Source organism: Frankia sp. CoWAU3, from assembly GCF_977971855.1.
Window position 1 is genome coordinate 7,059 of sequence record NZ_CDWWXB010000182.1, and the last position, 484, is coordinate 7,542.

The 484-nt window shown below is 70.7% G+C and carries 1 protein-coding gene; it reads right to left on the reverse strand.

From position 1 onward, the window contains the following. Positions 1-464, reverse strand: a 464-nt coding sequence (locus AC08ON_RS14515) for an inositol monophosphatase family protein (RefSeq protein WP_476617154.1), incomplete at its 3' end; no start/stop codon positions are given. Positions 465-484 lie beyond the last annotated feature (20 nt).

Below are 484 nucleotides of genomic sequence, written 5' to 3' on the forward strand. Positions count from 1 at the left end.
ATGTCCATGATGCGGTGCGTGTCCGAGCCGGCGTCTGCGAAGGCGTCCGTGGAGCCCTGCGCCACGAGGGCGGCCTCCAGGCAGCTACTGGACAGGATGCGCACCCGCGCGGCCCGGCGGCTCACCCGCAGCCACGCCGCCTCGTTCTTGGCCTGCGGCCGCAGGAGGCTGACCGCGGCGCCGTCGAGTGCGCGCCGGCCTGTTGTCCGGTAGGGCGACGGGAGGCCGACTTTCGCATGCCAGCCGCGGCCGGTGTCCAACCATACGGTGAGGGCCTCGGTCGCCCTGCCGTCGACGGCGACCACGCCGGAGAAGGCCGACAACGGCACCTCCGCGACCGCGTTGGCGGTGCCGTCGACCGGATCGACCACGAGCGTGACCGCCGAACCGTTGTCGATTACACCGATCTCCTCGCTGATCAGGTTGACCCGCTGGGCGTTCACCCAGGGCCGCGCAGAGATCACTCTACGTTGTGATCGGTGAC